Raw genomic sequence first — 24,024 nt, 5'->3', positions numbered from 1 at the left:
CGGTGCGACGAACCGGCCTCTGCCCACAAACACACCGCAGACGCAAAAAAGAACCACAAACCATAGCTACCAGCGCAAGCTACATAAGCGCTAAAAGCCAAAAACACCCATAAACAAAAAAGCCCACATCAACAACGCGATGCGGGCTTTGCAAAGAACTTTTCAAAAGCTGGAGCGATGAGGCCGCTTAAGCCTCGTCCACAGTCTCCGCACGCACATCGAATTCCACCTTCCAGCGGTCAGTTCCTCCAACCGGAACAGCATTCAACTCCAGCGTCCCAATGTCGGTCACGCGGGCTTGCAAGGTGACAGGCACGACCTCACCAGCACCCCGGCCCGCAGCGGGCAGGTTCAGTTCAATCTCCTGCAACTCCACCAGCTCTTCGGGCGACCAGAAGTCCAACATGGTGCCGACCCCATCCGCGCGGCGCACGGATGAGCCAAAAAAGCGCAGGCGCACGGGCTCGCCGACGACCAGGCCCAGCTCCATGTCGGGCAGCGCCACTTCGGTGCCTTCTTCCATACCGAACGGGGCCAGACACAGGGCAGAGATGGGCGGCTCCATGCCGGGAATGGCGGGCATATTGCTTTCCACGCCGATGTAGTAGGACTGCGCCGTGCCACCGCGGATGCGCATGCCACGGCCCGACGCGGTGATGTGACCAAAGTAGGCCGCGCCACGGGCCACGGCCAGGTCGAGGTTGGCGCCGTCGAGCAGGCGGGCGGGTTCGCAGGCTTCTTCGTCCAACCAGCCGTTGATGACTTCCACAATGCGCTGCTCGATTTGCGGGGCCTTGAGCACGCCGCCGTTGAACAGGATGGCCGTGGGGTGCAGGAAGGTGGAGCCGGCTTCTTGCTGGCCTTGCAGGCCGTCAATGCTGTCGAGCGCGTTGACCTGGCGACTCAGGAAGGCGGCCAGATGGCGCGTAACCGCTGCGTCTTGCGCGTAGGGCAGGCCCAGCTGCGTGAGTGCACCACGGGCGCGGGTTTGGGGTTTGGCGCTGACGGCAACCTTGGGGAAGAAACCTTCGACCAGCATGGTCAGTACTTCATCGCGCGTGACTTCGGTGCGAATCGACCCACCGATGAGCTGGCTGCCCCGGCTGGGCACGACCACGGGCACGGATTGCAGTGCGGCGTCGGCCAGCAACTGCTCCTTCGCCGCACGGCAGCCGTGCGACAAGGCGCGGGTTTGCCAGGCGTCCAGCTGCTTGCCTTCGGCGGCCAGCTTGCGGGCGACGCCGTAGGCTAGGGCCAGGTCCATGTTGTCGCCGCCGAGCAGGATGTGCTCGCCCACGGCAATGCGCTGCAGCTCCAGATTGCCATCGCGCTCCAGCACGGCGATCAGCGAGAGGTCGGTCGTGCCGCCGCCCACGTCCACCACCAAGATGATGTCACCGTGCTTGACCTGTTTGCGCCAGGCGCCGCCGCTGGCCTGAATCCAGCTGTACAGCGCAGCCTGGGGTTCTTCCAGCAGCGTGAGGTTCTGGAAACCTGCCGCGCGGCAGGCTTCGGCCGTCAGCTCGCGCGCAGCGGGGTCGAACGATGCGGGGATGGTGACGGTGATGTCTTGCTGGGCAAACGGTGCCTCGGGGTGGGCTTGCTCCCACGCGCCACGCAGGTGCTCCAGGTAGCGGATGGAGGCGGTCAACGGCGAGATGCGCGCCACTTCGGCCGGGGCATCGGCAGGCAGCAAGGGGCTGCGGCGATCCACACCGGGGTGGCACAGCCAGCTTTTGGCGCTGGAGACCAAGCGGATGGGCGTGGCCGCGCCACGGCTGCGGGCGAATTCGCCGGTGACAAAGTCTTGGGGGGCCTGGCCAGGCAAGCTGCGCTCAGCAGCGGTCAGCTCGCTGTCATGCGGCAAGTACAGGAACGAGGGCAACAGGGGCTTGGCCTCGACGCTGGCGGGGGCCGTCAGCTGGGGAATGGCCAGCACGCCCTGCGCGACGGTTTCGCCGTCGCTGGCGGTCTTGTCCACATACGACAGCGCGCAGTGGGTGGTGCCCAGGTCAATGCCGATGCTAAATTGCACACCATTTTGGCCTGTAGCCCGTGTGGAATATACGCTGGCAGCTACAGAATTGGTGATCGGTGCCGCCGATGCAGCAGCGCTGCCCGACTGGGCGATGGAGGCAAACACACTCATGGTTTACAGCTCCACTTCCGCCTGGGCGATGACCTTGGCAGCTTGCACATCGGTCAGCTGGGGCAGCTTCACCTCGGTGACTTGCCAGCCACGGTGGGAGAGCGTGCCGGTGAACGGGGCCTGTCCGACCACGTTGCCCGTCAGGCGCACGGCTGCGGCATCAAAGCCCTCAGGCACGGTCACGCGTGCGCCTTCCACGTCGTTGAACACGGGGGCAATGGCCAGGTGCTCGCGCAGCACCTTGCGGCAGCCTTCGTGCACCACGCGGCAGGCGGCGCCAATTTCGGCATCGGTATAGGGGGCGACGTCTTCCTGGATGAAGTCCACAAAGCGCGCTTCCCGCTGCAGCAAGCCCAGCAATTGCAGGGCTGCCGTCTGGGTGGGGACTTCAATGGTCTTTTCGACCAGTTTTTCCACCGGCACTTCGATGCGCTTTTCGACCGTTTTCTCGACGATCTTCTCTACCGGCACTTCCACGCGCACTTCGACGATCTTCTCGACGGGTACTTCGACGCGGATTTCTTGGGGGGCCACGTCAGCGGCCAGGGCTTCACCATTGCGCACGCGGACAACGTCTGCGGCCAAGCGGCCATTGCCCAAAATTGCAAAGAAGCTGCCGATGGCAATGGCGATGCGGCTCAGGAAGGAGGGCGGGGTATTGGGGGTCATGCGACTGTCTCAAAAGACCTGCCAGCGCCAGCCCGGCAACAACGGGCAAGGGGCGCAAGCGACAAAAAAGGCGCGTGGCGCGCGCGGGGCGGTGCAAGCACATCACACCCCAGTAATTAGCAGGCGCGCGCCCGCAGGAGGAGCGATGTTACCCAAAGCCCTATGCCTTGCACTGCGGCAAGGAATCCCGCCCAAGGCGGGTTAGCAACGGCGCTGGCGCCGCTGGAATGTCGCACTGCGCCGTGCCAGATTGCGCTGCCCGCGATAATTGCGGGCTGACAACCCTGCCTGCCAGGGCTTTCGCCCCCCCCCCCGCATTTCTGCACTCTCCATGCACCCCACGCTCGCACCGACTGCTGCTTGTCTGCGCTGCACTGCTTTGGCAGCGGCGCCGCAGGCCTGTGCCCGCGTGTTGCGTAGCCAGCAGGCGCAAAGCCATGGCGTGCCTTCGGCCTTTGTCAGCCTCAGTGGCGTTACGGCCATGCTTTCCGCCGCCGTGCGGAAGGCGTAAGACCACACAGCTTCACCCCTCCGCACGGCCTTCACCTCTTGCACCCAGCAAGGGCATGTGCGCACCCTGGCCCAACCACGTCTGCATTGGCAGTCAGGCCCCAGCCACGTGTCCGTTTCACACCCCGGAACCGATGAGCTTGACCCATGGACATGGAACTGACCCAGACTTTTTTACGCGGCAAAAACCCTTGTGCCATGGGCTATCGCTGGTTTGTGCGCAACAACCTGGGCGGCGGTGACTACCAGGCTGCTATGGACACCCAGGTGGCCGCCGGCCGCGTGGAAGACGCACGCTGGCTGCTGGAAAACTTTGGCAGCACCCACGCCGTGCTGGAGCTGGATCACCTGGAGGCCGACCACTTTGTGTTTGCCGGCACGCTGATCGTGCACGGGGAGGTGCGCGTGCCGGGGCAATTGCTGGTGGGGCGCAGCCTGCAGGCCGGTGCAGGCATTCGTGCCGGCACGCTGGAAGTGGGGCAGGACATTCACAGCGGCGGCGCGATTTTTGCGCAGTCCCTGCAAGCGGGCGGCGACATCAAGGCCGCGTGGAGCGTGGATGTGCCCGGCGATATCCGCGCCGCGCATGTGCGTGCAGGCTGGGAGCTGCGCTGCGCGGGCAATGTCACCCTCCAAGGTGAAGCCGTGGTGGGCCAGTCGATCGACGTGCAAGGTCGCTTGCAATGCGCCAAGGGCGTGCGTGCAGGCGGCACCATCTACGTGCAAGGTCTGCTGGATGTGGGCCAGGGCATTGCCACCCAGGACAGCCTGCATGGCGGCAACCACATTCAGGCGGGCTGGGGCATCAAGGCGCTGGGCGACATTCGCGCCACCTGCAGCATCCGCGCGGGCGAGAGCATGCAAGCCGAAGGCGACATCGTGGCCGGGGACGGCTATGGCGTGTTTGCCGGCATGAATGTGCAAAAAGAAGCCTGGCCCGACTGCGCCTGGGTGCGCGCGCTGCGCAAGCCGCAAGGGCTGGCCAGTGGCTGGTGGGAAGAGCCTGCCGCAGCGCGGTTCCACCTCACCTGACCGGGCGCCAAAGAGGAGGGCTCTTCGCCTAGGGTCAGCCCCAGGTCATACACCACCCGCATGACCTCCTTCCGTTTCATCGTTATGCCTGCGTCGCCAATTACCAGATAGTTGATGCAAGTCCTTGACGACAGCGGCATCTGCCATGCCTGGCATGCAGATTGCTTGAAACACCACGAAGGAGTTTGGTATGACGAAGTTTTCCGCCCACTGGGGCATCGCCTGCGCGGCATTGGTCTCTGCATTCAGCGCACACGCCCAAACCGGCAGCACGCTCGAAAAGATTCAGCAACAAGGCAAGGTCACCATCGGTGTGCGCGAAAGCTCGGCGCCCATGGCCTACGCCCTGGGCTCCAACCACCAGTTTGTGGGCTACCACGTTGAGCTGTGCGAGAAGGTTCTGGCGCAAATCGCGCCCCAGGCCAAGATTGAATACATGGCGATGACGGCACAAAACACCTTGCCGCTGGTGCAGAACGGGACGGTCGATGTGGGCTGCGGCCCCACGACCAACAACCTCACCCGCCAGAAACAGGTGTCGTTTGCCGTGACCACGTATGTGAGTGAAGTGCGCATGGCCGTGCGTGCAGACTCGCCCATTACTTCCTTCAAACAGCTCGATGGCAAAACCGTTGCCGCATCGGCAGGCACCACGGCCGTGCAGTTGCTGCGCAAATTTGCCAAAGACAACAGTGTGAATCTGCCCACCCAGCTGGGCAAAGACCACTTCGAAAGCTTCATGATGCTGGAGGCCGGCCGCGCCGAAGCCTTTGTGCTGGATGACAACTTGCTCGCCGGCGTGATTGCCAACTCCAAAGATCCCAAGGGCTACAAAATCGTGGGCGAAGTGCTGGGCTCTGAGCCGATTGCGCTGCTGTTCCGCAAGGATGACCCCAACTTCAAAAAAGCGGTGGACGATGCGCTGGTGAGCATGATGAAGTCTGGCGAAGTGGCCCAGATTTATGACAAGTGGTTTGTGCAACCCATCCCGCCCAAGAACATGTCTTTGAGCCTGCCCATGGGCGACACGCTCAAGCAGCTGCTGCAAGCCCCCAACGACAAGCCGCTGGAAGCCTACAGCCTGTAACGCCTTCCCCGCGGGCGCAGCGCCCATCCGCCCTCCGTGGCGGCATGCCCCCACCAGCAGCCACCCTCCAATGCGGTGGCTGCGCTTTCCTGCTTTTTTATTCCCCACCCTGCAACGCCTGATACACAGCCCTGCAACGGATACGCCGTGCAGGATGCCTCTGTGCCAGGGCGCAGCACCACCTGTTTGAGATCACCATGATGCATCGCCGACACTTCCTGTGCACCAGTGCCCTGGCACTGGGCCTCCCCCGGGCCTGGGCCCAGAACGCTTGGCCCCAAAAACCTGTTCGCGTGGTGATCCCCTATGCAGCGGGCGGCGTGACCGACAGCGTGGGCCGCAAGCTGGTGGAAAAGATGGGGCAATCGCTGGGCCAGAGTTTTTTTGTGGAAAACAAAGGCGGCGCTGGCGGCACCCTGGGCATGGCTGATGTGGCCAAGGCCGCACCTGATGGCTACACGCTGGCGCTGAGCGCGATCAGCCCACTCACCTTGTCGCCCCACTTGATGAAGCTGCCCTACCAGCCCTTCCAGGATGTGGTGGCGGTTGCCCCCATGATGTATTCGCCCGTGTATGTGCTGGCCACCAGCAGCTTCACCGGCAAAAACTGGAACGACCTGCTGCAGCAAGCCAAAGCCAAGCCCGGCAGTGTGCGCATTGCGACATCGGGCATGGGTTCTGTCGGCCACATCATGGTGGAACAGTTGCAGGCCCAAACCGGCCTGTTGTTTACCCATGTGCCTTACCGTGGGGTGGGGCAGATCGTGAGCGATGCGGTCGGTGGACATTTTGAACTGATGCTGGGCAACCCCTTTGCCACCATCAACAGCCTGGTGGATCAAGGCAAGCTGCGCGTGCTGGCCACCACCGGCCCGCAGCGTGCGCCCAGCCATCCTGACATCCCCACCTTGGCCGAACTGGGAGTTCCCCAAGCCAACCTCACCTCGCTGTTCGGCTTTATGGCCCCAGCAGGCACCCCCGCCAGCGTTGTCGACAAAATCAATGCACTGGTACAAACGCTGGTGCAGACCCCCGACATTCAGGCCATTTTCAAAGCCACGGACAATATTGCGCTGCAGCAAGACCAGGCCACGTTTGCGCAAGTGTTGCGTACCGAAAGCGCCAGCAATGCCGCCATCATTCAAAAGGCGGACATTCGCTTGTAACGCGGATCACTCCACGTGGTCAGCAGCCACTGCGGCATGGCCTTGCACATGCCGCGCCATGAAACTGCTGGCCGACGCCTGCAGCCATGCGCGAAATGCCTGCAAGGGCGGGTAGGTGCTGCGGCTGGTAGGCCACGCCAGGTAATAGCGCTCGGCGCTTTCCATCTCGGGCAGCTGCGGCAGCGCACGCACCAGCTCGCCGCTGGCCAGCTCCCGCTCTATCAGGAATGACGGCAGCAGAGCAACGCCTACACCGGACGTTGCGGCCTGCGCCGCCGTCGCAAACTGGTCAAACAGCATGCCGGGCACCTCTGCCGTGTGGTGGCCCTGGTGTTCAAACCAGCGCTGCCAGGCATCGGGGCGCGATGCCAGATGCAGCAGCGGCGCGCGCAACAAATCCTGCGGCTGGGCAAACTGGTGCTGCGCCCACATGGCGGGGCTGCAGGCAGGCACCACGGTTTCGCTCATCAAAAATGCCAGCTCCGCGCCGGGCCAATGGGGCAGTCCAAAGTGGATGCCTGCATCGACCGCCTCCAGCTGAAAGTCAAACTGCGACAAGCGCGTGGTGAGGTTGATGGTGATGCCCGGATGCTCGCTGAAGAACTCGGGCAGTCGTGGTGCCAACCAGCGCGTACCCAGCGTGGGCAAGATCGCCAGATTCAGGCTGCCGCCTTGCGGGTTGGTACGCAGGCCCAAGGTGGCATTCGAGATGCGCATCAACGCCCCCCGAATTTCTTGGGCATAAGCCTGGCCTGCGGGGCTCAGGCGCACGGTCTGGCGCTCCCGCACAAACAAATCAATCCCCAAGCGGTCTTCCAACGCACGAATCTGGCGGCTCACCGCGCTTTGCGTGAGGTGCAGCTCAGCGGCTGCGGCCGTAAAGCTCTGAAGCCGTGCCGAGGCCTCAAAAGCGCACAGCAAGGACATGGGAGGCAGGAAACGTCGGGAGAGCTGCATAAAAACCCAAGCACCCAAGTGCTTGCAAACATGAAGGAATCCGAGGTCATTCCTAGTTTGCATGACATCGGCACCAGATTATCGTTTGACCAAAGTCAACGCCTGCACCACCATGCCTCGGAATTGGGGCTGCATCCATGCGTACTAATACGATCACTGCACATTGATCGCCCTGTTTTTCTCTGTTTTACGGCCTGGTCACTCATGAGCGCAACGCATCACCCCACATCCGCCTTTGTCTCCAGCGATGAAATTCGCACCCGGTTTTCACGCGCCATGTCGGAGATGTACCGCACCGAAGTGCCGCAATACGGCAGCCTGGTGACCCTGGTAGCCGAGGTGAACCAGCAAACACTGCAAGCAGATGCCAGCTTGCACGCCCAGATGGCACGCACCGGCGAGCTGGAGCGCCTGGACATTGAGCGCCACGGCGCCATCCGCGTGGGCACCGAGCTGGAGCTGAGCACGCTGCGCCGTTTGTTTGCCGTGATGGGCATGGAACCGGTGGGCTACTACGACCTGTCGGTCGCAGGGGTGCCCGTGCACTCCACCGCCTTTCGCCCGGTCAGCGATGCAGCACTGCGGGCCAACCCGTTTCGCGTCTTCACCTCGCTGCTCCGCCTGGAGCTGATTGCCGACCCCGCCCTGCGCCAGCAAGCCAGCGACATCCTGGCGCGCCGCAATATCTTCACCCCGCGTGCACTGGCACTGATTGCACAGTCCGAAGCACAAGGCGGCCTGAACGATGCGGACGCCAGCGCTTTTGTGCAGGAAGCGCTGGAGACTTTCCGCTGGCACAGCGATGCCACCGTGGATGCGGCCACCTACGATGCGCTGCAAAAAGCCCACCGCCTGGTGGCGGATGTGGTGTGCTTCAAAGGCCCGCACATCAACCACCTGACGCCCCGCACACTGGATATTGACGCGGCGCAGGCCGGCATGCCCACCCACGGCATGGATGCCAAGGATGTGGTGGAAGGCCCGCCACGCCGCCAATGCCCGATCTTGCTGCGCCAAACCAGCTTCAAAGCCCTCAAGGAAGCCATCCGCTTTACCGATGCCCAAGGCGACAGCAACGGCGCGCATACGGCCCGCTTCGGCGAGATTGAGCAGCGCGGCGTAGCCCTGACCCACCAGGGCCGTGCCCTGTATGACGCACTGCTGGCCGAAGTGCGCAGCATGGGCAGCGCAGGCAGTGCCGCCGCAGATTACGGCACACGCCTGGAGCAGGCGTTTGCGCAATTCCCAGACACTCACGCAGCGCTGCGCAGCCAAGGCCTGGCTTTTTACCGCTACAGCGTGCCCGCCAATGCCGCCGCGCCCGCGCAGGCGCCACACACCACGGCGGACTGGGAAGCCTTGATTGCGCAAGGAATGGTGCACGCCGAGCCCATCACCTACGAAGACTTCTTGCCCGTCAGCGCTGCAGGCATCTTCCAGTCCAACCTGGGTGGCGACGAGCAAAAGCACTACCAAGCCAATGCCGCACAGCAAGTGTTTGAAGCGGCGCTGGGCGCCCAGGTGCATGACGAGATTGCGCTGTACGCCCAGGCACAGCAGCGTTCGATAGAGCAAGTGCATGCCGCTTGGCAGCATTTGACCGCCTGATCCCCCCAGCACCGCCCACCTTGACCCGACTGCAGGCTTGCATGAACGCGACCACCACCCCACCACTTGCGGCGTTTGCACCGCTGTTTGCAGAGCCTGCGGGCTCGCCGATTCGGGAACTGTTTCCGTACCTGAGTCGCCCCGGCATGCTGTCGCTGGCTGGCGGCTACCCGTCCGCCAGCTTGCTGGATGCGCAAGGGCTGGCACAGGCTGCCAACCATGCACTGAGTCAGGGCATCAGCGCGCTGCAATACGGTGCGACCGAAGGCTTGCCCGCCATGCGGGAAGCCTTGGTGCAGCAAGCGCAGGCGCGCGGCATGCAGGCGAGTGCGCAGGATGTGCTGGTCACCACCGGCTCCCAACAGGCATTCGACCTGCTGATGCGCGTGCTGCTGCAGCCGGGTGACACCGTCTTGGTGGAAGTACCCGCCTACCCGGCCACACTGCAGGCCCTGCGCCTGGCGCAGGCCCACATCATGGGCGTACCCATGGATGCGGACGGTCTGCAAACCGATGCACTGGCCGAGCTGCTGGCACAGCTGCCTGCGGCACAGCGGCCCAAGCTGCTCTATACCGTACCGAACTTCTCCAATCCGCGCGGCAGCCTGCTCAGCGCACAGCGCCGCCAGGCCTTGGTGCAGCTGGCGGTGCAATATGGTTTCTGGATTGTGGAAGACGACCCGTATGGCGAGCTGCACTTTACCGATGCGCAAGCCGCCGGCGGCAGCACACCGCCCACCTTGCGCAGCATGGCTGAATCTATCGCCCCTGCCGGGTGCAACCCGGTGATTTATCTGTCCAGCCTGTCCAAAACCGTGGCCCCTGCGCTGCGCATAGGCTGGATGCTGGCAGACCCTGCCTTGCTGCGCCGCTGCGCGGTGGCCAAGCAGACCGTGGATTTATGCACTTCGCCCATGGCGCAGATGGTGGCCGTCAGCTATTTGCACAGTGGCCGCTACACCGCCACCGTGCAACACGCACGCACCGAATACCAGCGGCGCATGCATGCCTTGGTGCAAGGCTTGAATGCCCTGCCCGATCAGCCCATCCGCTGCACCATGCCAGCCGGCGGCATGTTTGTCTGGGCCGAGATTGCCCCCCACATTGCGCCGCAGCGCTTGTTTGATGCAGCTGTGGAACATGGCGTGATCTATGTGCCAGGCAAAGCCTTCTACCCCGATGCGGCACAGCGGCATGCGCTGCGCATGTCGTTTGCAGCCACCGAAGCGCAGGACATGGCCGAGGCCGTGCAGCGCCTGGGCCGCGCCGCCTTGCAGGCGCAACAAAGCTAGCGCTGGGTGCACCCACAAGGGTGCAGAGTTTCTACAATCGGCACAGCGCCAGCCGCTGGTGCCGATTTTTTGTTTTGGACTGCTGTATGCCCAACCCCACCACCGAACCCGTGAACATTCAAAAACAACGCCGTGGCTTCTCGCGCATCTGGCATGCCGGGCGCTATTCCGTGGAAGGCTTGGTGGCGGGTTTCAGCGATTCTGCGGCCTTCCGCCAGGAAGTGCTGCTGGCCGTGCTCCTGCTGCCGGCCAGTTTCTGGCTGGGCCAAACCTGGGTAGAAACCGCTGTGCTGGCTGCCGTCGTGGTGCTGGTGCTGGTGGCCGAGTTGCTCAACAGCGGCATTGAAGCGGCGATTGACCGCATGGGCAGCGAGTGGCATGCGCTGTCCAAAAAAGCCAAGGACATGGGCAGCGCCGCCGTGCTGCTGTGCCTGCTGCTGTGCGGTGGCGTCTGGGCGGCAGCGCTGTACCAGCGCTTTGGGGCCTGATTGCCCATAAATGGCAGGCGGCGCCACCGTGCGCCTTACACTGCGCCAGAGACTTTTGTTTTGACTGTTTGATTGAGGGCTTCACCCGTGTTCACCGGCATCATCCAAGCCGTGGCAACGATTGCCGCGCTGCACGACCAGGACGGTCTGCGTACCTTCACCATGGAGTTTCCCGCAGGCTTTTGCCAGGACCTGGCGATTGGCGCCAGCGTCTCGCACGACGGCGTGTGCCTGACGGTGACCGAGAACCTCTCGCCCACCCGCGCCACGTTCGATGTGATGCTGCAGAGCCTGAACATCACCACGCTGGGCCAGTACCAAGTGGGCGATGTGCTGAACGTGGAGCGTGCCGCCAAGGATGGCGCCGAGATTGGCGGCCACCCGCTGTCGGGCCATGTGGATTTCACCGCACCGGTGCTGGAGGTGCTGAGCACCGACACCAACCACAAGATCCGTTTTGGCATTCCCGAAGCATTTCGCCCCTATGTATTTGCCAAAGGCTATATCGCTATCAACGGCGCCAGCCTGACGGTGGCGGAGGTGAACCGCCAGGAAGGCTGGTTTGAGGTCTGGCTGATTCCCGAGACCCTGCGCATGACCGTGTTTGGCAACAAGCGCGAGGGCGATCTGGTGAACATCGAGATCGAGCGCAGCACACAAGTGGTGGTGGACACCGTGCGCGAGACCGTGCAAGCCAGCCTGGGCCGCCTGCAGCCCGTGCTGGAAGCGCTGCTGCAAGAAAAAGGCCTACGTCTGGAAGACTTTGTGGACGTGCCAAAAATCAATCAATAAGAGCAGCTTGCGCTTGCCAACAAAGCACTTCAGATACAAAACCATCTGAAACCGTTTATTTACAAGCGCTTGCAGCTATGAAATTAGCAGACAGGCTGCATTCCAGTGCCACGCCTGCCGCAGCCAACAGGACAATGCATGCACCACCTCTTGCGATGGAAACCTTTGTACTGGCTGGCAACGGCCGCGCTCTCCTCCAGCGTGCAAGCCACTGATTTACCTGCGGGCTGGCAGATGCAGCCCCCAGAACAACAGGCACGCAATGATGATCTGCCTTCGGCCCTGCGCGCGCCAGCACTGACGTTCCAACAGAAGTTGCTGCAGCACGTGGAAATGGTGGTCGACCTGCCCTTCAACCAGGTACTGCCCGTGGTGCAGCAGGCGCTGGCACCGCTGGGCAACTTCCCAGGCCAGGCCAGCACTGCGCGCCTGTCCCACGGCTCCGTCGGCACCGAGTGGGCCCAGGTCTTGATGGCACGCCAGCCCGACCTCAAGCAGCAAATGGTGCGCCAAACCCACCTGCCTGCGCTGGAACAAGCCGTGGCCGATGGCGCACTGCTGGCCACCGAAGTTCCCGCACGACTGGCCCGGCTAGAACACCAATGGACTCTGCAGTCCCAGCGCGACAAGCACCTGGTGCCCGCTTTGAGCGCCGAATTCAGCCACTGGAGTGCCCAGACCGAACAGCGCCATGGCTTGCTGGGCCGCGTGCAAAGCACGCTGCACGTGCGTGTGATGCAGCTCGACGCGGTGCTGGGCCGCCCCAGCACCGCCATCCGCCTGCAGCAAACCGATGAATGGCCCAACCCCGATGCCGGCTTGATCAGCCAGGCGCGCCGTCTGGCAGAGTTCAACATCATGAGCAGCGGACCCTCCGCACGCCTGAGCCAGCGCAGCGTGCCCGACGCACTGTTCACCCCGGTGTTCAACGCCCTGCAAGCCCTGCCCGGCAGCAATGTGCAGCTGGGTGCCAGCACCAGCGCCTGGCTGCCTGCCGCTGCCACGGCCCCCACCACCGCCATCGTTGAACCAGTATGGCAAGCCCCGGCCAAGGCGCCCGCCCTACCCGCCACGCAGGTGCTGGCCATTGACCGCAACCAGTGGGACGTGGCCGATATGCAAGTGCTGGCCGACGGCAGTGTGCTGCTGGTGCAGGGCTACCCGTTTGCGCTGCTGCAATGGGCCCCAACCGATGGCAATGCCCCGCGTACGCTGTGGCAGTCACCCACCGAGCACGTGCACCGCAGACTGCTGTCGACCAATGCCAGCGGGCACAACGCCTACTTGATTGCAGGTGAGAAGCTGCTGCACTTCGACGTCGCCCGTGCCACGCTCAGCGTGCACCCGCTGCAATTCGATCCACCCGCCCTGGCCCAGGACAGCTACCTGCGCTTCACCCCGGATGGCAACGGCCTGCCACTGGCCTATCGGCACCAATATGGCAAACCGCGCGCCACTTTCAGCGAATGGGCGCCCAGCCTGCCACGACCGGCACCGGGGGATGCCTGGTCATACACGCACCGCCTGAGCGCACCGCGCCAAGACGTGGTGGACCATGGATTCCCCGGCAACACCCAGATCAAACCCGTGCGCTGGGATGGCCCTGTGCCCCAGACCTGGGTGGAAGATGCCGCCGGCCTGAGCGCGCTGGATACGCAAACCGGCCGCTTGCTGCGCACCATTGCATTACCGCGCCGCTTTGGGCCGGTCGACCCCCACGATGACACGGGCATGGCGCAGTGGGTACCTGCCCCCATAGGATCGGCCCGGGGCGGCTGGATGGCTGTGGGCTTTGTGCTGATGGACGGCACACAGCGCAACCCTGGCATGCACGTGGTGGATGCTGCTAGTGGCAAGGTTCGTTATTCGCTGGCGCTGCCGGGTCTGGATGCCTTGCCGGCCGCCGCTGCATCGCCCGATGGCCAACGCCTGGCTCTAGGCGGCAATCGCCAGGGCGTGGTGGCGGCAGTCTGGAGACTTGATACCGGGACTTCGCAGCCACTGCAAGCCAACAAGAACACGTGCTGGGACTTGCGCCAGCTGCAGTGGAGCCCGGATGGTCGGGTGCTTTGGGGCCGCTGCGGCGATGCCCTGGTGCAATGGTCAGCGACTGCGTGGGCGCCTTCGGCATCTGCATCCAGCAAAAAGCCTTAAAGCTTGGTGTGGGGCCTGCATGTGGCGCTTGCTAGCGTGATGACAGCAACGCCCTACCGATGAATGCTGCGGGCAGCAGCACAACGCAGCGCGCTCCTTTCTGGCCCGCACCAGCCATGCTGCCGGTCAATCGTGCCCGGCCGTTGCCGCAGCCTGCACCGCATGCGCCGGGGACACCTGCAGCTGCACTTCAACCACCGTCCCCGTGGGTGCAGAGAGTACGTGCCAATGTGCGCCCATCCGCTGGGCACGTGCCTGCATGCTGCGCATGCCCACACTCAGATTGGCCGCCTGTACCGCTTGCATATCAAACCCCACGCCATCATCTTGCAGCGTGATGTGCAGCAGTCCCCCAGCTGATTGCGTGCAACGCATATGCACATGCTGCGCCTGGCTGTGCTTGATGATGTTGGCAAAGCTTTCTTCCAGAATGCGCAGCAAGCTCAGGCACTGCGTGGCACTGGGCACTTGCTGCCAGTGCGCATCGACCTCCCAGCGGGCTTGCACATCCAGGCTTTCCAGCACCCGCATCACCCGGTGACGCAAAGGTGCCAGCCATTCCGGTGGGCTCTGGGGCACTTGCGCGCCGCTGCCGGAGCCTGCATCAATGATTTGCCGCAAGTCATCGCGCATGCTCTTGAGCATGGAGAGCACGTGCTCCTTCACCACCGGCTGGTCACCCGCTTCGATCATGCTCATGGATCGCACCAAGGTGCCGCCCAAGCCATCGTGCAGATCGTGTGCCAGCTGCATACGCTCCTGAACTTTGGCGTGTTGCAGCGCCTGGGCATGTTCGCGTGCCAACGACTGCGCTAGCTGGTTGTGTGCCTCGGCGACTTTCTGTGTCAACTCTGCGTTGAATCCATCTATGTGGCGCATGTCTGCAGCCAGCTTCCAGCCCAACAACACACCCAGCATGACCGCCAGCACCGGACCAAAAAATACCGTCCACGTCTCAAAGTTGTACCACTGCTGCATGGCAAACCACGTGTCATGCACCCCCACCACCAGCACCCCCAGCCAGCACATCGCCAGCATCAAGTGCAGCGGATTGCGTGTGCGCCATGCATGCCATTGGAAGTACAGGCTCGTCGCCGCAAACAGCAGCCCACACCAGGCCAGAGAGATGAGATTGCGGTACGTGGAAGGCACACCTACCCAGAGCACCAAGCACAGCCACAGGGTCAGAGCGCCCCATGTGCTTTTTTCAATATAGGGATGGTGCATGCCACCAAAGCGCAGCGTGAACATCAAGAAACATTGCGCATACACCAGCAAAAAAGACAGCGACACCCCAGTGAGCGCATTCGCACTCGAAATCGGCCATGTTTCTTGCGACAAAAGAATGCTCAGATACAGCACCCAGAACACCTGCATGCACCCCAGCCAGAAATAGCTTTTCTCGCGCCGGTGGAACACCCAAACCACCAGTGCAACGCATGCAATGGCAAAACCCAGAGCGCCGGAAACCACATAGCCCGTCCGCTGCCGTGTGAAACGGTGCTGCTGCAGGGCCTCAACCTCTTGCGCATCACCAAGCTCTACCTGCCCCAACCCCAAGTGCTCTGGCACGTCGCTGACCACACGTACCCACAAGGTTTGCGGCTGCTGTGCATCGGCCACCCAAACCGGCCACCACCGCGGCGTATTCCCCCCACGCGACAGCGGATCGACCTGTGAGCGACTGCGCCACAGCAGTTGATCGTTCCAATACACCTCACCCGCTTGGTGAATGCCAGCCACAAATACCGCGAGTGCATCCGTCACCTGCTCGGCACAAGAGAGCTGCCATTGCACACGAAACCAGACAGCCCCCCGGGGCATGGACGCATCGTGGCCGATGGAGCGCGGCAGCGATATCGAACGCCAGCCTGCTGCAGGGCGCTGGCCCGGAACCGTTTCGGGCGCCATCGCGCTGCTTGGCGCGGTGATCGTGCACTGCCCAGAAGCATGCGCCGCCGGCGTTTGCGCCCAGACCGGGTGCAACCACAGACAGCAACACAACCAAGCGCACACATGCATCCAGCGCCACTGCGGTGCGGGCGCGGTGTTGCGCAGAGCATGTGTCCACCAGCCTTGCATCCCTCTCCCCATCTTTTTTGAAGTGTTAAAAGCCCAAACTCGCTCAACCGCCAGTGTGTAACGCCAGCCTAGTGTGACTGAAAGCGGCGCAAGCGCAGTGCATTGCTCAGCACAAACACACTGGACATGGCCATGGCACCCGCCGCGAACATGGGTGAGAGCAGCATACCGTTGACTGGATAGAGCACACCCGCCGCTACGGGGATCAGCGCCACGTTGTAAGCAAACGCCCAGAACAGGTTCTGCCGGATATTGGCCATGGTGGCCTGACTCAAGGCAATCGCCTTGGGTACGCCCTGCAGATCTCCCGACATCAGCACCACGTCGGCCGACTCGATGGCAATGTCTGTGCCGGTGCCAATAGCCACCCCCACGTCAGCTTGCGCCAGCGCAGGGGCGTCGTTAATGCCGTCGCCCACATACGCCAGCACACCATATGCGGCCTGCAAACGCTGCACCGCCTGCACCTTGCCACCTGGCAGCACCTCGGCCACCACCTCATCAATTCCCAACTGGTGGGCAATGGCCTGTGCGGTGTGGCGGTTATCCCCCGTGATCATGGCGACTTTCAGCCCCAATTGATGCAATGCGGCAATCGCTGCAGGGGTGCTGTCTTTGATCGGATCAGCCACCACCAGCATGGCAGCCAGCTGTCCGTCAATGGCTGCGTACAGCGGGGTTTTACCTTCGCGCCCCAAGCGCTCCGCATCCGCCGCAAACACCGTGACGTCGCAGCCCAAAGTTTGCATCCAGCGGTCAGCACCGATCTCCAGACGCACGCCGTCCACCTCAGCACGCACACCCAGGCCGGTGAGCGATTCAAAGGCCTGCACCCGGGGCAGCACCAGGCCTTCGGCCTTGGCGCCTTGCACAATCGACTGAGCAATCGGGTGCTCAGATTGACCTTCGACTGCAGCCACCTGGGCCAGCACCTGCGCGCGCACAAATCCTGGCGCCAGCAATACATCCGTCAGCTCAGGTTTGCCTTTGGTGAGTGTGCCGGTCTTGTCGACCGCCACCACCTTGGTATCCCGCAGCTGCTGCAGCGCCTCCCCTTTGCGCAGCAGCACCCCCATCTGCGCGGCCCGGCCCGTTCCAACCATGATGGACGTGGGTGTGGCCAAGCCCATGGCACAAGGGCAGGCGATGATGAGCACGGCCACCGCATTGACCAGGGCCAGCGACAGCGCTGGCTCTGGCCCCCACACCATCCAACCGGCAAATGTGAGCAATGCCACCGCCATCACCGCAGGCACAAACCACATGGTGACTTGGTCCACAACCGCCTGGATGGGCAGCTTGCTGCCTTGCGCCTGCTCCACCATGCGAATGATGTGGGCCAGTAACGTATCAGTCCCCACTTTGTCGGCCTGCATGCGCAACGCACCTTGCTGGTTGACCGTGCCACCAATCAGCACCGCATCCGGCACTTTCTCTACGGGAACAGGCTCCCCGCTGATCATGGATTCATCCACAAAGCTGCGACCTTCCAGCACCACCCCATCGACAGGAATGCGTGCACCAGGACGCACTTCCAGCACGTCACCTGCACGCACCTGTGCGATATCTACCTCCTGTACGGCCCCATCACGCACCACGTAGGCGGTAGGGGCCTGCAACTGCACCAGTTGCTGGATAGCCTGCGAGGTATTTCCCTTGGCGCGAGCTTCCATCCAACGCCCCAGCAAAATCAATACCACGATGACTGCGGCAGACTCGTAATACACATGCGTGCTGCCCGCTGGCAGCCACTGGGGTGCCAACGTGGCGACCAGCGAATAGCCGTATGCCGCCGCGGTTCCCACAGCGACCAGAGAATTCATATCCGGCGCACCACGCAGCAAAGCTGGAATGCCTTTGGCATAAAAACGGCGCCCGGGACCGATCAGAACCAGCGTGGTCAGCACACACTGCAACAGCCAGCTGTTTTGCATACCGATATGGGTGTGCACCCAGTGGTGAAATGCGGGCCAAATGTGCCCGCCCATCTCGAGCACAAAAACGGGTATGGCCAGCACTGCTGCCACCCACAAAGAGCGTTGTAGCTGCCGGCCTTCCTGTGCATGCCGTTCGGCGACAGCGCCACGGCCTGTTGCTGCTGCGGCTGTATTGGCCACCATTTGGGCGGGATAGCCCGCCTTGGCCACTGCAGCCGTCAGTGCCTGCACATCCACATGCCCTGCCACTAGCACGCTGGCGCGCTCCATGGCCAGATTCACCTGCGCCTGCAATACACCTGGTTGCTTGCGCAGCACCCGCTCTACACGCCCGACACATGAGGCACACGTCATCTCCTGCACCTGCAGCTCCAGCGTTTGCTGGGGCACCGTGTAACCTGCGGCCTCAATCGCGGCCATAGCGGCAGGAACATCGGGTGCTGCGCTGAATTGAATGCTGGCGTTTTCTGTAGCCAGGTTCACACTGGCATCGTGTACCCCGGGAATTTTCTTCAAAGCCCGTTCAACGCGCGCCACGCAGGAAGCGCAAGTCATACCCTCAATGGGCAACACTACAGCAGAAGAATCCGAAGAGAGCGGTGCAATCATGGCTCCAATGTACGTCTTTCATCCCTTGGATGCCGCCCTGCAAAGCAAAAGGCTGCCATATGGCAGCCTTGATCAAGCGTTTGCGCAGTCTCGCTGGCTACTGCAATGCCATCGGCGTACGCAGCTCCATTTCATGCCACTTGAGGGCCACCAGATGCTTGAGCGCCATCCCCTCAGGGGCCGCCCAGTCTTGCGCCACCTGCGCCAGCGCAGGATGTTGCACACCCCACTGCACAAATGCTTCAGCTTGATAGCTGTAAGGCAGGCCATCCAGCATATCCAGCAAGCGCAGCAACATCAGATTGCCCTGGCGCCCTCGGTAAACCGAGCGCTCCATGCGCCATAAGGCGAAGCCCGCCATGGCGGCAGGCAGAACAATGCCAAGCACACCCACACCCGGGGTGGAGAAGGCCTGATAGATCACGTAGACCATGGCCAGCACGATCACACCAAACAGCGTTGCAATCCCATAATGCCGCCGCGCAATGCGATCTTGGTGTGCCACCGCGCGGCGTGCAAATTCAGCGGGAGAAGCCTGCAGCGCCTTCACGCCCTGCGCCAAGTCATTGGCATAGGCTTGTTTGGCCAGCGACAAGACAATGTAGATCTGCTCCACATCCTGCGGCTGCAAGAAGGCGTCAAAGCTATCTGGTGTTGTGTGGAAAGAAACTGGGGATCGGGGCATGACAACAGCTCGGGAGGAGATTCGTGCGCCACTCTAACGAGTTCACTGCAAAGCTGCCACAGAGCGCATGAAAGCCAATACGACCACGTGCAATGCCACAACCCAATGGTGCGCTATGAGCCGACACCCCGTACTGACCGCCCGCAACCAATCAGTCAGTCACTTGGCGTCGGTTGACGGCGTACCCGAGCTGAGTGAATCAAGCAGCGTTTTCTAGCTTCACGAAGAAGCAGTGTCGGACCTTCTGGCCGGACTGCCATAACTCTTGCTCTCAAACGGAACTTCCTGAACACCTCTTCGTTGATTAATAGCCAGCGTCATCACGAAGAATAAGTTGCACAGGGTATTGCACATGCGGGGCAGAATATCAGGAACCTCTTTGCCACCTTCCTCCTCCACACGCACCATGCAACGAATCGCTTTCTTGGCTGAGGAGCGCGCTTGATGCAGCTGTGGAACGGGTGCTGCGCCACGCGGCAAGACAAAAACATGCTCACGGTCACCCACTTCGGCACGATAGTGATGCAATTTGGCAAGCAGCCATTGCTGGTCGGACTCCTCCACCGCCAAGCGACCACGAATTGAGCCGTTGATATGAAAGGCCAATGGCTGCAAATCTTCCAAATCCTGACGAATGTCTGCCATATCGTTCGTGCTCGCGGCAACAGCACTGCCAATCAGGGCGCATAACTCATCGGTGGTGACTTCAAAGTCGCAGAGGTAAGAGGTTTGATGGATGAAGGGGTAGCAAACTTCATCCCAGTTTTTACTGAGTTTCATAGTGTTCCTTTGCAAATGGCATTTGCATGCAGCGCAAAAAAATCTCTGCAGCTTCTGCCATGCGAGGGCCAGGATGTGTGGTGATCCGGCGCTCTTCTGCTGTCAGCCGACAAATGCGTTTGTGCTTCACCGCCTGAATCTTTTTCCACCCAGGTCGCTGGTGCACGGTCATTGTGCTTTGTGCGTAGGTTTGAATAATGAGATCCGGTGCTTGTTGCACCACATACTCGGGTGAGAGCTTGGGAAAGAGGGTTGCGCTACCCGCAGCAATATTTTTCGCCCCCAAAGCCGCTAACAATTGCCCCATGAAAGAAGCCGGTGAGGCTGCATACATGACGGCATCCACCTCAAGGTAAACACGTTGTGCCGGTAGTTGCGCAGCTTCATGCGCAAGCGCCAGCAACCTGCTTTGCATTGTGCGAATGGTGTCAGATGCATGTTGCGTCTCTAGCCAGCCATCCAGCTTATGCAAGACCGCATGCACTTCCTCAACCGTGACTGCATCCACCCTCTGCACGTTCAACCCCAAGGCTTGCAACTTTTGGAGTACAGGGGGAACATTTCCAATCAATACCAAGTCAGGCTGCAACTGCAGAATCGACTCCATATTGGGCTGCCAAGTTTTACCCAACCGGGGTAGCCCCCGTACGCTGGCGGGATCCAGAGAGAAATCATCAACGCCGACCAAACGATCGCAAGCCCCTAAAGCACAAACAGCCTCCGTGGCGGAAGGCAATAAAGAAATGATGCGCCCTGTCTTGGCCCATGCCTGCTCCGTAAGAACAGACAGGGCCAAGAGGGAAGCTGCGCTGATGACGCGCAGCAAAGACATTACTTAGGCGTCCATTTGAGGGTCAGGTATCCAGCGCGACCGCGTTGGTTGTAGCCATAAGCCGTCTCGTACACCTTGTCCGTCAAGTTGGAAATACGCGCTTGGAACGCCCAATCTTTATTGAGCTGGTACTCGGCATAGGCATCCATGGTGGTGTAGCCCGCTAGCGTCTCAGAAACTGAGCGCTGGCGCTCGCTCGCATACAAGGCGGATGCACCCAACTTCCAAGCCCCCCATGACTTGTCCAGCGCAATAGAAACTTGGTGCTTGGCCCGGTTCATCAGTACGGCACCATCACCATCTCGAGCGCTAAGACGTTCATAGTTGGCGTTCAGATTCCAGCTATCTTGATTAAGGTGGTACTGCAGAGACCAGCCTTTCAAGCGCGCTTGATTCACATTGGCTGGCTTCCAAGTCCAGCTACCAGGTGCAATAGGCGCCCATGCAATCAAGTTCTCCACTTTGTTGTCAAACCCAACAAGCTTGAAGTGATGAGAGGCGATGCTCCAGTCAACCCCCAACTCATTGCCGTGTGCAACTTCTGGTTGCAGCAGAGGATTCCCTAAGCCTGGGTAGTAAAGATCGTTGAATGTTGGAGCCTTCAAACTACTGGCACGGCTTGCATGCACACGCAGGTTGGGCAAGAGTTCATAGCCATACGCCACGCCCCATGTGTTGTAAACCCCATATTGGGAACTATCATCTCTTCGGATATTCACCTGCCATGAATGCGCATTCAACGCACCATTCAATCCAGCGTAAGCTGCATTGGTGGAGCGTTCGGACTGATCAAAGGCCGTCGTCGTTGATATTTTTTGCTCTAAGCGCTCAAATCCTGCAACAACAACACCCAGACCGGTCTTGATTTCATTGCCCCACTTGAACTCATCTTGGCGAGTGTTATATGTTGTGCTACTCAAAGTTGCCGAAGCAATATCCAAATCACGATTCCATTGTTTGTCCAAGGCACGCGAATAGCTCAGTGAAGTTTTCCATTCCTGGGTGAATGCGCCGGAAAGCTTCAAAGCACGTGTGCCAGCATCTGAATCTAGCCAAGACTGTGCTGCTGCCCCGTTGTCAGATTCTGCGAAGCCATCTGCTTGCATGAAATTCCCGTCCAGACGCCATGTGTCGTTGAATGCGTATCCAAGGCTGGCCGTTACGGATGACTGGTTGAATTTATCAACATCGGGATTGAATATATATGACCCGATTTTGCTATTGCTGGCTGAAAAACCGGGATCAACGACACGTGCGACGTTCAGACTGTAATTCCACCCCTTCTGCTCACCAATCAGTCCTGCTTTAGCATCTTTATAGCCACGACTGCCCAAAGTGGTCGATGCACTTGGGGTCAATGCTTTTCCATGCCCCTTGCCATTTTTCGTGAATATCTGAATAACGCCACCAATAGCATCGCTGCCATAAAGAGCGGATGCCGGCCCATGCACAACCTCGATTCTTTCGATTTGCTCCAAGGGCAGACTTTGTAATGAAGGATCTCCTGCTGTGGCAGAGCCAAAGCGCGCGCCGTCTACCAACAAAATCACTTGAGAACTACCACGCAAGCTGATGCCCTGCGTTTGCCCACGGCCGCCGTTGCTGGTCATCCGGGCGCCTGCCAATCTTTGCAGCACTTCTGCCAAGGAGCGTCCACCCAGGTTAGAGATTTGCTCAGCAGTGATCACCCGAACATCAGCCAAGGTTTCATCCAACTTGGTTTCCGATCGTGTGGCGGTCACAACCGTGGTATTCAACCGTTTTTCTGAATCATTCTGCGCATGCGCTGTCGACGCAGCAGCAATGGCAATGGCTGCCCATGCAAAACGTGCAGGCTGGCGCACAGCTGCGCCATGCAAGATGGAGGTGTGGATAGTCATATTTCTTGAGTTGTACGCACAGCGTCCCCGCAAGTGCGTCACAAAAAACCGAAGAGTGCGGAGCAGCTTCTTCGAACCATTTCCGGCCGGTCTACAGACTGGTGCACCGACTACCTAAACCTTCCCAAAGCCAAAAGCTTCAGTGGTTGTAGCAAGGTAGGCTGGTCTTACGACCCGTGCACACACTGTTGCGGGGGCAGTACATGCAAGGTGGCGCACTGAAGAGCGCGCACCCTCTCATGTTTCCCGTTTAACTGCGCGGCCAGGGAAGACCGCGCGAGCACCAGAAAGCGGGTTAATTCTAAGGCTGGAGGCAACTTCATGCTGCCTCCAAGCTGGTAGCCGTAGTAGTTCAACCACAGCCCATTTTTTACATGGTGCCAATTTCAATTGGGCGCCAAACACATCCACGAGAAACGTGCACGACCCTATCCACACAATCCCGCATAACCTTGGCTGCGGAGTGTTTATGTCAATCTTTTTTTGAATTTACAAAACAAAACAATGACAAAGCGAAGCCCAAAGAGAAGCGGCCTCCTCGATCTAAGGCACTGTAATTCCAAGGGAAGCAAGCTTGAAGAGCAAGAAAAAGTGAAATGCTTGAAGCAAGCTCCTAGCACTTTTTGACAGATCAAGTCAGCGATCAATGGCTGCCCAAACTGGTTTTCAAAAAAGTTTTGGCGCATAGAATTCATCTTGTTGGTGCACTAGCGTGAGTTCTCAAGCTAGGGTTAAACGAGAATCAGGAGGCCTTGTTCCGACGAGGCTAACCTGAACTGCCCCCGCAACAGTAAGTGAGGTGCATTGCAGTTTTTTTGCAGTGCGCGGTAACACAAGCAGCCACTGAAGCCTCGGCTTTGGGAAGGCGTGTTACCTGTGCCTACCAGTCTGGATACCGGCCAACAAGCAGCCAAGAACACGTTCTTGGCTTTTCATCAACCGTACAGGCGGGGACGCCTGGGTGGCTGCATATGCTTTCTTGGACCAACCAGCTAGGTACACCTGCTTTGCGCCGTGTGCCGCGACCTGCGTCTTTAGCTATCAGAAACCTGTCGTGCCACTGTCTAGCAGGGCTTGAAGGCTTCATGATCACTCTTTTTTCCAAACCCCATTGCCCCCAATGCACGATGACAGCGCGCACCTTGGATCGCCAAGGCTTGGCCTACGAAGTCGTTGATGTTTCCCAGAACGCGGAAGCCGCAGCTCAAGTGCAAACATGGGGCTACCGCCAAGTCCCCGTGGTCAAAGCGGGCGATGAACACTGGAGTGGTTTTCGCCCAGACCGCTTAGCCGCATTGGCAGCCACGGCTTAAGG

General features: G+C 60.7%; 18 protein-coding genes and 2 riboswitches. Of the genes, 9 read left to right on the top strand and 9 right to left on the bottom strand.

What is annotated here, in order from left to right; genetic code table 11:
* Positions 1-187: 187 nt before the first annotated feature.
* Both AC27VO_RS01420 and AC27VO_RS01415 read right to left on the bottom strand, forming a co-directional pair.
* Positions 188-2,149: an Hsp70 family protein gene (locus AC27VO_RS01420; protein WP_488664921.1), complete on the bottom strand. Its 1,962-nt coding sequence runs from the start codon at positions 2,147-2,149 to the stop codon at positions 188-190.
* A 3-nt stretch (positions 2,150-2,152) separates the two neighbouring features.
* Positions 2,153-2,818: a DUF2760 domain-containing protein gene (locus AC27VO_RS01415; protein ID WP_488664920.1), complete on the bottom strand. Its 666-nt coding sequence runs from the start codon at positions 2,816-2,818 to the stop codon at positions 2,153-2,155.
* Between the two features lie 657 nt (positions 2,819-3,475).
* Here AC27VO_RS01415 and AC27VO_RS01410 point away from each other — a divergent pair.
* From AC27VO_RS01410 to AC27VO_RS01400, 3 genes are all read left to right on the top strand, one after another.
* The gene (locus tag AC27VO_RS01410; protein WP_488664919.1) at positions 3,476-4,360 is read left to right on the top strand and encodes a hypothetical protein; all 885 of its coding nucleotides are present in this window, start codon (positions 3,476-3,478) and stop codon (positions 4,358-4,360) included.
* A gap of 190 nt (positions 4,361-4,550) precedes the next feature.
* Positions 4,551-5,447: a transporter substrate-binding domain-containing protein gene (locus tag AC27VO_RS01405; protein ID WP_488664918.1), complete on the top strand. Its 897-nt coding sequence runs from the start codon at positions 4,551-4,553 to the stop codon at positions 5,445-5,447.
* Between the two features lie 197 nt (positions 5,448-5,644).
* Positions 5,645-6,613, top strand: a complete 969-nt coding sequence (locus AC27VO_RS01400) for a Bug family tripartite tricarboxylate transporter substrate binding protein (RefSeq protein ID WP_488664917.1) — start codon at positions 5,645-5,647, stop codon at positions 6,611-6,613.
* Positions 6,614-6,619: 6 nt separating this feature from the next.
* Here AC27VO_RS01400 and AC27VO_RS01395 read toward each other — a convergent pair whose 3' ends face one another.
* The gene (locus tag AC27VO_RS01395; RefSeq protein WP_488664916.1) at positions 6,620-7,570 is read right to left on the bottom strand and encodes a LysR family transcriptional regulator; all 951 of its coding nucleotides are present in this window, start codon (positions 7,568-7,570) and stop codon (positions 6,620-6,622) included.
* A 204-nt stretch (positions 7,571-7,774) separates the two neighbouring features.
* Here AC27VO_RS01395 and hglS point away from each other — a divergent pair, with 204 nt between their 5' ends.
* The 5 genes from hglS (at position 7,775) to AC27VO_RS01370 (ending at position 13,904) form a co-directional block, all read left to right on the top strand.
* Positions 7,775-9,178: a 2-oxoadipate dioxygenase/decarboxylase HglS gene (hglS, locus tag AC27VO_RS01390; protein ID WP_488664915.1), complete on the top strand. Its 1,404-nt coding sequence runs from the start codon at positions 7,775-7,777 to the stop codon at positions 9,176-9,178.
* 41 nt (positions 9,179-9,219) lie between these two features.
* Positions 9,220-10,470 (top strand): aminotransferase-like domain-containing protein, encoded by a 1,251-nt coding sequence (locus tag AC27VO_RS01385; RefSeq protein WP_488664914.1) that lies wholly within the window; start codon positions 9,220-9,222, stop codon positions 10,468-10,470.
* 86 nt (positions 10,471-10,556) lie between these two features.
* Complete coding sequence (locus tag AC27VO_RS01380) at positions 10,557-10,958, top strand: diacylglycerol kinase (protein ID WP_488664913.1); 402 nt, start codon at positions 10,557-10,559, stop codon at positions 10,956-10,958.
* An 87-nt stretch (positions 10,959-11,045) separates the two neighbouring features.
* Positions 11,046-11,750 carry a riboflavin synthase subunit alpha gene (locus AC27VO_RS01375; RefSeq protein ID WP_488664912.1) on the top strand — a complete coding sequence of 235 codons (705 nt, stop codon included), beginning with the start codon at positions 11,046-11,048 and terminating at the stop codon, positions 11,748-11,750.
* 138 nt (positions 11,751-11,888) lie between these two features.
* Positions 11,889-13,904, top strand: coding sequence for a hypothetical protein (locus AC27VO_RS01370; RefSeq protein ID WP_488664911.1), 2,016 nt, complete (start codon positions 11,889-11,891; stop codon positions 13,902-13,904).
* A 126-nt stretch (positions 13,905-14,030) separates the two neighbouring features.
* Here the strand turns inward: AC27VO_RS01370 and AC27VO_RS01365 are convergent, their stop codons facing one another.
* From AC27VO_RS01365 to AC27VO_RS01340, 6 genes are all read right to left on the bottom strand, one after another.
* Positions 14,031-15,815, bottom strand: a complete 1,785-nt coding sequence (locus tag AC27VO_RS01365) for a sensor histidine kinase (RefSeq protein ID WP_488664910.1) — start codon at positions 15,813-15,815, stop codon at positions 14,031-14,033.
* A 239-nt stretch (positions 15,816-16,054) separates the two neighbouring features.
* Positions 16,055-18,532: a heavy metal translocating P-type ATPase gene (locus AC27VO_RS01360; protein WP_488664909.1), complete on the bottom strand. Its 2,478-nt coding sequence runs from the start codon at positions 18,530-18,532 to the stop codon at positions 16,055-16,057.
* A 97-nt stretch (positions 18,533-18,629) separates the two neighbouring features.
* Positions 18,630-19,217, bottom strand: a complete 588-nt coding sequence (locus AC27VO_RS01355) for a hypothetical protein (protein WP_488664908.1) — start codon at positions 19,215-19,217, stop codon at positions 18,630-18,632.
* A 219-nt stretch (positions 19,218-19,436) separates the two neighbouring features.
* A complete protein-coding gene (locus tag AC27VO_RS01350) occupies positions 19,437-19,997 on the bottom strand; it encodes a hypothetical protein (protein ID WP_488664907.1) in 561 nt (186 codons plus the stop codon).
* Positions 19,984-20,829: an ABC transporter substrate-binding protein gene (locus AC27VO_RS01345; RefSeq protein ID WP_488664906.1), complete on the bottom strand. Its 846-nt coding sequence runs from the start codon at positions 20,827-20,829 to the stop codon at positions 19,984-19,986. The genes AC27VO_RS01350 and AC27VO_RS01345 overlap by 14 nt, the downstream gene beginning before the upstream one ends.
* Positions 20,829-22,709, bottom strand: coding sequence for a TonB-dependent receptor domain-containing protein (locus tag AC27VO_RS01340; RefSeq protein WP_488664905.1), 1,881 nt, complete (start codon positions 22,707-22,709; stop codon positions 20,829-20,831). Before AC27VO_RS01340 ends, AC27VO_RS01345 begins: the two co-directional genes overlap by 1 nt.
* Positions 22,710-22,776: 67 nt before the next feature.
* Positions 22,777-23,012: riboswitch (cobalamin riboswitch) on the bottom strand.
* 380 nt (positions 23,013-23,392) lie between these two features.
* Positions 23,393-23,627, top strand: a riboswitch (cobalamin riboswitch).
* A gap of 167 nt (positions 23,628-23,794) precedes the next feature.
* Here AC27VO_RS01340 and AC27VO_RS01335 point away from each other — a divergent pair.
* Positions 23,795-24,022, top strand: a complete 228-nt coding sequence (locus AC27VO_RS01335; protein WP_488664904.1) for a glutaredoxin family protein — start codon at positions 23,795-23,797, stop codon at positions 24,020-24,022.
* Positions 24,023-24,024: the final 2 nt, after the last annotated feature.

The sequence above is a fragment of the Comamonas sp. 14P8.1.4 genome, from assembly GCF_057799285.1.
The sequence above is the reverse complement of the archived record's forward strand: the minus strand, read 5'-3'. Positions and strand labels throughout refer to the sequence as shown.

Coding starts and splice junctions, on each gene's coding strand:
- AC27VO_RS01420 (WP_488664921.1), bottom strand. CDS start 2,149: ATGAGTGTGTTTGCCTCCATCGCCCAGTCGGGCAGCGCTGCTGCATCG.
- AC27VO_RS01415 (WP_488664920.1), bottom strand. CDS start 2,818: ATGACCCCCAATACCCCGCCCTCCTTCCTGAGCCGCATCGCCATTGCC.
- AC27VO_RS01410 (WP_488664919.1), top strand. CDS start 3,476: ATGGACATGGAACTGACCCAGACTTTTTTACGCGGCAAAAACCCTTGT.
- AC27VO_RS01405 (WP_488664918.1), top strand. CDS start 4,551: ATGACGAAGTTTTCCGCCCACTGGGGCATCGCCTGCGCGGCATTGGTC.
- AC27VO_RS01400 (WP_488664917.1), top strand. CDS start 5,645: ATGATGCATCGCCGACACTTCCTGTGCACCAGTGCCCTGGCACTGGGC.
- AC27VO_RS01395 (WP_488664916.1), bottom strand. CDS start 7,570: ATGCAGCTCTCCCGACGTTTCCTGCCTCCCATGTCCTTGCTGTGCGCT.
- hglS (WP_488664915.1), top strand. CDS start 7,775: ATGAGCGCAACGCATCACCCCACATCCGCCTTTGTCTCCAGCGATGAA.
- AC27VO_RS01385 (WP_488664914.1), top strand. CDS start 9,220: ATGAACGCGACCACCACCCCACCACTTGCGGCGTTTGCACCGCTGTTT.
- AC27VO_RS01380 (WP_488664913.1), top strand. CDS start 10,557: ATGCCCAACCCCACCACCGAACCCGTGAACATTCAAAAACAACGCCGT.
- AC27VO_RS01370 (WP_488664911.1), top strand. CDS start 11,889: ATGCACCACCTCTTGCGATGGAAACCTTTGTACTGGCTGGCAACGGCC.
- AC27VO_RS01365 (WP_488664910.1), bottom strand. CDS start 15,815: ATGGCGCCCGAAACGGTTCCGGGCCAGCGCCCTGCAGCAGGCTGGCGT.
- AC27VO_RS01360 (WP_488664909.1), bottom strand. CDS start 18,532: ATGATTGCACCGCTCTCTTCGGATTCTTCTGCTGTAGTGTTGCCCATT.
- AC27VO_RS01355 (WP_488664908.1), bottom strand. CDS start 19,217: ATGCCCCGATCCCCAGTTTCTTTCCACACAACACCAGATAGCTTTGAC.
- AC27VO_RS01350 (WP_488664907.1), bottom strand. CDS start 19,997: ATGAAACTCAGTAAAAACTGGGATGAAGTTTGCTACCCCTTCATCCAT.
- AC27VO_RS01345 (WP_488664906.1), bottom strand. CDS start 20,829: ATGTCTTTGCTGCGCGTCATCAGCGCAGCTTCCCTCTTGGCCCTGTCT.
- AC27VO_RS01340 (WP_488664905.1), bottom strand. CDS start 22,709: ATGACTATCCACACCTCCATCTTGCATGGCGCAGCTGTGCGCCAGCCT.
- AC27VO_RS01335 (WP_488664904.1), top strand. CDS start 23,795: ATGATCACTCTTTTTTCCAAACCCCATTGCCCCCAATGCACGATGACA.